Raw genomic sequence first — 7,954 nt, 5'->3', positions numbered from 1 at the left:
CCTCGGGCGGGAGCACCCGGCCTCCTGACCCGTGCTGATACCGATCAGCGGGCGGCCCGAGCCAGTCAGCGCGGGCGTCTTACGACGGCTTCCGAAACACGCCCTAACGCCCCAGGAGCGGTCCGAACTCCGCATCCCAGTTGATCAGATCAGGCTCCATCTCAGCCGGAACGGTCGTGTAGGTGTGGCGCAGGAAGGCGGCGACCCGCTGCGACGGGAGTTCCAGGTCCGCCCGGCCGGTCGGACTCGTCAGCGTCAGCGCCGTGATCCGCGGTCTGTCACCGTGGGCCGGCCGGACCCACACGTCTCCCATGTCAGCCGGCTGAGGGCCGCCTGCCGCGAGCAGGTCGCGCGCGAACGTCCACCTGACGGTCTCGCCGGCCGCCACCCGAATGACGAGTGTGATCGCGATGGGGTCGGCGGGATCGAAGATCATATAGCCGGTCAGCGGCAACCGTTCACCGTTGTCCGTGACCAGGGCGATGGGCAGGTCACGGCTGATTTCCTTTGCCGCGGATGACCGATGGCGGGGCATCTCGACCGTCCTCGTCTTCGTCCTTGTCCATGTCGTGGGCTGTTCTGCGCTCGCCTGACCAATTCTGTCCGCACGCACCGCGCCGATCATGAGACAGCCGGTCAGCGTTGGCAGGAGGAACGGACTCCTGCGTCTGGTCCGACCGGCGGAACCTCACCGTCGTGTCACGCACGGCTTCGGCTCCATCGCCCGTGCCGAGGCGGACGAGGTCAGCGACGTCGATCTGTTGGCCGGCCTCGCTCCCGGGCGAGGGCTGTTCGATCTCGGGGATTCATCAGCGACGCCGAGGCGGCGCTGGACGTCCACGTCGACGTGACCACGGTGGCTGGGCCGCGGTCGCGGCTACGGGCGGGTTCTCGCTGAAGCCGTCGAGTTGTGAAGCCCGACGACGAGCGCCTCCGCGGCGTCGTGGGCCGGGCCGTTCGCAACCAGCCCGCCCGGTGCCAGACCGCCGACGAGGAGCGCCGTGAGGGCGGCGGTCACCGCCCACAGTTCGCGTCGTGTGAGGTCAGGCTCGCCGACGTGGTCGCGCCGTCCGGTGTATCCGGTGAAGAACCAGCGTGCGACCGTTGCCCCGTTGGCCGCCGTCGCGACGACCAGCGCCAGCATCGGCAGCGGTGACGATTCGCGGATTCCCTCGATGAGGAGATCTTCACCGACGAATCCCACCGTGGCCGGGAAGCCGGCGACGGCGAGCCCGAGGAGCAGGAAGGCGACGGCGAGTTTCGGGGTGCGGGCAAAACTGCCACCGGCTCCGGTGCTGCCGATGGGCCCTCGGCGGGCCTCGGTCGCCGACAGCACCATCAGGACACCGGCCATCCCGATGGCGTAGACCTGCCAGGCCAGAATTGCCCCGGCCACGGTCGTCGGTGACGCGTCCGCGATGCCGCACGCGACGATCCCCGAGACGCTGACGGCCAGGGCGCTCAGTCCGCGCCGGGCGTCGGGCTGGACGAGCCCGAGCAAGCCGCCGAGCAGCGCGGACACGGCGCCGGTCACGAGCAGCCCGGTCCCGGGCGCTGGTATGCCGCCGGCAAGGAGCAGCATCGGAGCGGTAGGAGCGGTCAGGAACACGACGACCAGGCCCATGGGCGCGGACTCCACCAGGCCGGAGATCCACAGGTGTAGGGGCAGCAGACCCAGCCGGACGGTGACGGCGGCGACGATCGCCGCGGTGCCGATCGTGCCCGCCCATCCCGGCGCGCCGTGGACAGCGAGGACGATCACCCCGAAGGCGGCCAGCGTGATACCGAACACCTGGTGGACGGCGAACAGCCGAGCCGCCCCCCGCGGACCGAGACGGCCGCGTAGCTCATGGCACGTCGCGGCGGAGGCCAGCGCCCACAGGGCCACGATGACGGCCGGCTCGCCGGTCGCGGTCGTCGCGAGCCCGCTGGCGAGCACCACCAGCACGTGGGTGAACGTGCTGGTGGTGTGTGTACGCATCGGTGCCAGCGCGACGGCGAGGAGACCGGCCAGCGCCGTGGCGACCGGCGTCCACCGGGCCCAGCCCGCCGCCAGGGTGGCCGCCGTGTGGACGCCGGCGTCGGTCAGCGCGTCGTCGACGAATCCGGCCAACGGGACGCAGCCGACCGTCACCGCGAGTGCGGCCCCTGCCCAGGCTGTCGCGTGGGCCCGTGCTCGCCGCGCGTCGAGGCGTCGGCGGGCGAGATCGCCGGCGCCGAGCAGTGGCAGGACAGCGGCCAGCAGCGGGCCGAGCGCCACCGTCATCATCGTCCCCCGGCTGCGACATCGTCGGCTGGCGCGCTCTGGCCGGCCTGTTCGTGGACCGGCGCGCTCCCGCTGACGGGCCTGGGGGCCGCGGGGCCATGCGGCGCCGTGCCCAGCGCCCCCGTGCCGCGTGCCGCCGTTGTCTGTCTCGCCGCATGCCGGACGGCGGGGATGCTGACGGAGGGGCTGCCGCCTGTCAGGCCGAGGCGGGCCGTCTCGGTGGTCGTGCCGCCGCGCGCCCCGCCGATCCGGTCAGCCACGCGCCGCTGCGCCTGGTCGATGGCGTGCAGCAGCCGTGCGATCGGGGCGCCCAGCCGGCGCAGCCAGACGTCGAGGTAGCCGTGTCCCAGGGCGTACCGATACAGCGGGAGCTGCCAGCGGCCTGGGACGAGCCGTTCGAGATGCCGGCCGGTGTGCGGCAGCGTCCGTCCCATCGCCTGTTCGAGATGGTGCCGGTCGTGCAGCAGGCTCGGTGAGCGCAGGATCTGCGCGCCGCGTACCGCCGCGTGTCCCAGGATGTGGAGGGCGGCCAGCAGGTCCAGGCCCAGACCGATCTCGGCGACGATCAGCCCGACCTGCGTCATGGACGCGTAGGCCAGGGCGTTTTTGATGTCTGACTGCACGCGGCCGACGAGGGTGGCGTGCAGGGCGGTCGCGAGACCGAGGAAGACGACGACCGCGCGGGCCGCGGGTGCCGCGTCGAGCAGGGCGTGGCTGCGTAGCAGCAGGTAGGGGCCGAGGTGCACCGAGATCGCGCCGTAGCAGATCGCGCTGGACGGGGTGGGTCCCTCCATCGCCCGAGGCAGCCAGCCACTCGCCGGTACCAAGGCCGATTTGCCGACCACAGCCAGGAGCAGCAGCAGCGCCACGAGGGTCGCGCTGGCCGCCGAGCCCGGCACGGGGAGCTGCGCCCAGTCCGTGCGGCCAAGCTCACCGGTCCAGCTCGTCCAGCCTGTCGCCGGGACCGGTGGACCGACCAGGTCCACCGATGTGGCCGCGCCGGCCAGCAGCGCGGTCCCGGCGAGCAGCCCGACGTCGCAGGCGCGGTAGGTCAGGAAGGCGCGCAGTCCGTGCCGCACCGGTCCACGCCGTTCGTGGAAGAAGGCGATCAGCAGGGCCGAGGACAGCCCGACCAGCTCCCAGCCGACGAACACGACGGCCAGGCTTCCGGCGAGCACGACCAGTTCGGTCCCGGTGCCGAACAGCGTGAGCAGCAGGTAGAAGCGGAAGAACCCGGGCTCGCGGTGAAGGTATCGGCTCGACAGCGCGCCGATCAGCCCGATCAGCGTCGCCGCGGACAGCGCGAACGGGACGGACAGCCGATCGGCCACCAGGCGCCAGCGCCAGGCATGCCCGGACGACGCGAACCAGGTACCGAGCCGGACGTCGATCATGGCGCGCCCGGTCACCAGGAGGGCCAGACCGAGGACGGCCGTGGCGAGCGCGACGGCGCCGAACACGATGGCCACGACGGTGACCGTGGCCCGTTCCGACCGGCGGTGACCGAACCACAAGGCGAGGGCCTGCCCGGCGACTCCGGCGGCCGGCAGCGCGACCGCGGCCGGCAGCAACGCGGTGCCGACCGCGCTGTTCGCGCCCGTGGACAGCTGGGCTGTGAGCGTGTTCCTCATCCCGCGGGCCGCGCGTCGCCTGGCCGACCGCCAGCATGATCGTCGACAGCGAGGCCGGCTCGCGGCGAGCCGCCGGCCGCTGGCGGCGCGGTGAGAACCGCGGCGCACCCGAGATGCTGGCGATGGCCGGCGTAGTACTCCGCCGACCGGGTGACCACTGGCAGCGTGAGGTCCTCCGGCTGGTGCTGGCGGAACGTGCCGTCGACGTACAGCTGGAGGTCGGGTCTCCGCGGGTTCCAGGCGGCGAGCTGGATCCACCCGCCCGTGACGAGTCTCGCCAGCCCCGGATTCTCGCGCAGCAGGCGGGCGAGGAGCTCGGGGGTGGCCTCGGCGATCACGAGCAGGCGCATCGGCTCGTGGATCTCAACCATCTGCCAGGGCAGGCCGGTGCGAAGGTCGGAGGCGTGCCCGTCCATGACGCCGACCATCGCGGTGATGTTGTGCGGCAGCTTCGTACCGCTGCCGTAGCCCACCGGATCGACGGAGCTGAAGTAGTACTCCAGGTTGATCCCCGCGCCGACCGGCCCGGCCGACAGCAACAGCCGCGCAAGCACCTCGCCATCCGGATCCGTCGTCGGATCATAGGAGACGAGAAAGGCACGGCGGTCCAGATACAGCCCGCGGGTGCGGGACCGGCGTCCGATCACACAGACGGCGTTCGTGGCGTGCCCGTACTCCGGCCGTGGCTGGCCGATGTCGCGGGCATGCTCCTGGACGTGGGCCAACGCCTGGTCGGCGTCGATGTCGGTGGGCGCGGACTCGAAGCGCCGGCACCGTTCCCGCGCGTCCAGCCGGCGGGCCGCGTCCATAGCCTCCTGGAGCCGGCTCAGGGCCGGGCGGAACCGGCCTGGCACACGATCGACGTCAAAGTAGTCGATCGACTCGTCGCACGTGTTGTGGTAGGCGCCGAGGAACCAGATGCTCGCATCCAGGTGGATGCCCCGCTGGGCGAGCGCGTCGCGCACCCGGGGGTGGTTGGCCATCGCGGCGAAGGCCCGGGCGTTTGGCCCACCCTGGCCACCGCCGGTGGCACCGCAGTCGTGGGCGGCTTCGTGGGGGTTGTTCAGGCTGGACGATCCGTGACCAGCGATCAGAACGAGCTGCTCCGTGCCTGAGCCCGCCTGCGCGGCGGCCGTCGCCCCAGGCATCGTGGCACCTGGAGGCGTTGCCGGGAAGATGCCACTCAGGCCGATGGTGGTCAGCATCGTGTCGACGATGTCGGTCATCTCCGCGACGGTGTAACCCAGCCGCAGCGGCGCTGATCCGACCCCGGGCACCAGCGCGCCGGATGCCGTGCTCGAGGGCGTGTCCGAGAGTGCGCCCGGCGCCGCCAGCACCGGGTTGTCAGCGGCATGCTCGGCGTCCTCGGGGCATTCGAGGACGAGTCTGCTGCGCGGCCGCGGCGCCACCGTGTGGTGGACATGACGCGCCCAGTGTTCGGCCGTCCGCGGGAACAGGCAGCGGCTGACGAGCGGCACGGTCGAGGCCAGACCGGCGAGGATGGTCAGGGCCGCACCGCGGCCGAGGGTTCCGCGGGCCGTCGACAGCAGGTGCCCGACGTGTCCATAACGGCGCATCGCGCGGCGGTAGGCCGCGTGCTCGGTCTCGTCCACGGCCCGCTCCACGATCAGATGGCCTGGTGTGATCGTGACCGGGCACAGCGCACGCGGACGGACGTCGTCCAGGCCCTGGTAGGCCATGGCCACGCCGAAGAAACCGGCCGCGCCGTAGGTACGCACCGCCGGGCAGTGCTCCTCGAGGTGCCGGCGCAGCGACTCCTCCCGCTCGTCCATACAGAACACGGCGTGGAAGGCCGTGTGCGGCACGGCGGGCTCGGCAGGCGCAGCGGAATTCCGGCTGTGGGTGGACAGCGCGTCCAGGATGGTCATCCGGTATCGGCGTTCATACGCCTGGTGCAGCAGCCAGCGTCGTCGTCGCTCGTCGAAATCGGCGACAGCCCGCAGCCAGGCGCTGGCCCACCGGTCCTCGGTGAGCAGACCGAGATCGACGTCCATCAGCTGGGCCAGCACGAACGCCTCGTACACCAACGCCGTGTCCATACCCGTGTGATCGATGGTATGGACAGCGGACGGCGGCGGAGCGTGCGTCTCGCGGCCGGGTTCCCCGGGCTCAGCCCCAGCTACGGGCGCATCCGAGCCGGTCACCACCGGCGTGGCGGCCAGCGCGGTGCCAGCGGTCGCCGTGGCGGGCGGCGGGGGCTGCGGGGGCTGTGGGATCGGGGCAAGGGAGCCGAGATCGGCCGGCTCGGCCCCCGGGCCGACACGTACGGTCAGCACATACCGGGTGGCGAACACCTTGAGCAGGAGCTGCACGGCGAGGAAGTCAACGAGCCGCGCGGGGGACGGCTGCGTCGGAACCCGGTCGGGCCGGATCTCGAACTGGCGTACCATGCCGGCCCAGCCGCGCAGGGACAGCAGGTTCGCCTGGATCGCCGCAGGCCAGGCCGACTCGGGCAGCTGCAAGGCGCGAAGCGCCCACACCACGGTCCGCGTCGCCGTCCATCCCTGCGCCGCCTGCTCGCGAAGAACCACATCGAGGCCGCGCCAGACCGGGTCGGGCCGATCAATGGGCAGGCCGAACAGCCGCCGGAAAACGCCCAACAGGCCGTCCGCGCGGTCCGGCATCCGCCAGTACGCAATGCCTTGATCAAGAAAAGCGGAACACAACCGAATCAGCACCGGATGCACGAACTCATCCGTGTCCACGCCCAGGAGACGCAGGATCTGGTCGCGGCGCCGCGCCGGTGCCGCGACGGCGGGTGCCGGTGGACGTTGGCGTTCCAGGGCGTCCCAGACCTCCGCCAGCAGCCGGGCCTTGGGCGTCGGCTGACCGTGCGGCAGCGTCTGGCCAGGTCCTGCCCGCCGGATGCGCCCCCATCGCGCGGCGGTCCGGGTGGCCCCGCGCCGGGACGAACTCCGCGCCGATTCCTGGTGGCCTGGGCTGGCACAACGCGGTCCGCGACGGCCGGTCGCGAGGCGGCGGGTCCCAGCCGGGCGCTGGCTCTCCGAACCTCCGGGCGCCGGCAGGCCAGCGGCAGCGGCAGCGGGGAAAGCAATGGCGTCCTGGCCACCACCACCGGGTGACTCGAAGATCCGTCCAGCCTGGCGCCGGAGCGCGGCCCGGCGGGCGTCGTCCACCAGCGGGTGACAGCGATGACGGACGTCGTCCTCATCCACCAGCCAGCGCAGCCCGGCGCCGTGCGGGATCTCAAAAAGGGTGGTCAGACGGCGGAACCGGAACTCGGCCACAGTCGGCCCGCCGGGCACCACCTCGACGCCGCCGTCACCCTCGTCATGGGGGCCGAGAACAGCGCGTATGTCGTCCTCGCGGATCCGGCCGCCGCGCAGGTGCTCGGCGAACGCCTGCTCGGTCTGGAAAGGCTGCGTTCCCAGCACCTCGGAAGCACGGAGAACGGCCTCCTGAAAGGGGAGATCCTCGAATGCATGCAACGTGTTGTGATGCACGAAGAAGCTCAGCGGCGCTTGCTCAGGAAGAAGGTGCGCGACATCGTCCAGGATATCGGCAACGAGGGACTCCGGCTCGGCCCACGATTCGCTCGCCGCCTGGGCCGGGAACGGAACCGCCTGACCCGCCGCGTCCATCGGTGTGGTCGTCGTCTCCGTTGCCGTCTCCGTTCCTGCCGCCGCCTGAGTGTGGGCACGATAGCTTTGGGCGCGACAGAGCCCGCGCCACCACGCATCGCTCGCCGGACACCGACGAACCGTCCGCAACGACGGCCACACCTGGTTGTGATCCTCTGTAGAGAGTAGCCGGCGCCGGCCTGCCACGGTCAGGGCGTTGGCTGCGGTTGGCTCAGCGGTGGCAGTGGGCCCCAGGTCTCGGCCGGCAACCGGATGAGTTCGCCTCCGCGGGGGACCTGCCAGCCGAGCCACCGCCACGCCCCGCGCGTCGCCCCGAGTAGATGCCCGTCAGGGGCGGACCAGACCGCGAGTTCGCCCTGGGGAAGCTGCTCCAGGCGCCAACCGACCGGGTGACCGCTCAACGCGTCCCAGATCCGCGCTGTGCCGTCGGCGCC

General features: G+C 71.9%; 4 protein-coding genes and 1 pseudogene. All 5 read right to left on the bottom strand.

What is annotated here, in order from left to right; all coding sequences use genetic code 11:
- Positions 1-103 precede the first annotated feature (103 nt).
- Positions 104-535, bottom strand: a complete 432-nt coding sequence (locus MJ777_RS21335; RefSeq protein WP_239312429.1) for an SsgA family sporulation/cell division regulator — start codon at positions 533-535, stop codon at positions 104-106.
- 342 nt (positions 536-877) lie between these two features.
- On the bottom strand, positions 878-2,260 hold the full coding sequence (locus tag MJ777_RS21330; protein ID WP_239377590.1) for a proton-conducting transporter membrane subunit: 1,383 nt from the start codon (positions 2,258-2,260) through the stop codon (positions 878-880).
- A 5-nt stretch (positions 2,261-2,265) separates the two neighbouring features.
- Positions 2,266-3,897 carry a proton-conducting transporter membrane subunit gene (locus tag MJ777_RS21325; protein ID WP_239377589.1) on the bottom strand — a complete coding sequence of 544 codons (1,632 nt, stop codon included), beginning with the start codon at positions 3,895-3,897 and terminating at the stop codon, positions 2,266-2,268.
- Positions 3,894-7,520, bottom strand: a complete 3,627-nt coding sequence (locus MJ777_RS21320; RefSeq protein ID WP_239377588.1) for a DUF2309 domain-containing protein — start codon at positions 7,518-7,520, stop codon at positions 3,894-3,896. The genes MJ777_RS21325 and MJ777_RS21320 overlap by 4 nt, the downstream gene beginning before the upstream one ends.
- Positions 7,521-7,708: 188 nt before the next feature.
- Positions 7,709-7,954, bottom strand: a pseudogene (locus MJ777_RS21315) (hypothetical protein); the annotation flags it as partial.

This window comes from Protofrankia sp. Cj5 (assembly GCF_917627405.1).
Classification (GTDB): Bacteria; Actinomycetota; Actinomycetes; order Frankiales; family Frankiaceae; genus Protofrankia.
The sequence above is the reverse complement of the archived record's forward strand: the minus strand, read 5'-3'. Positions and strand labels throughout refer to the sequence as shown.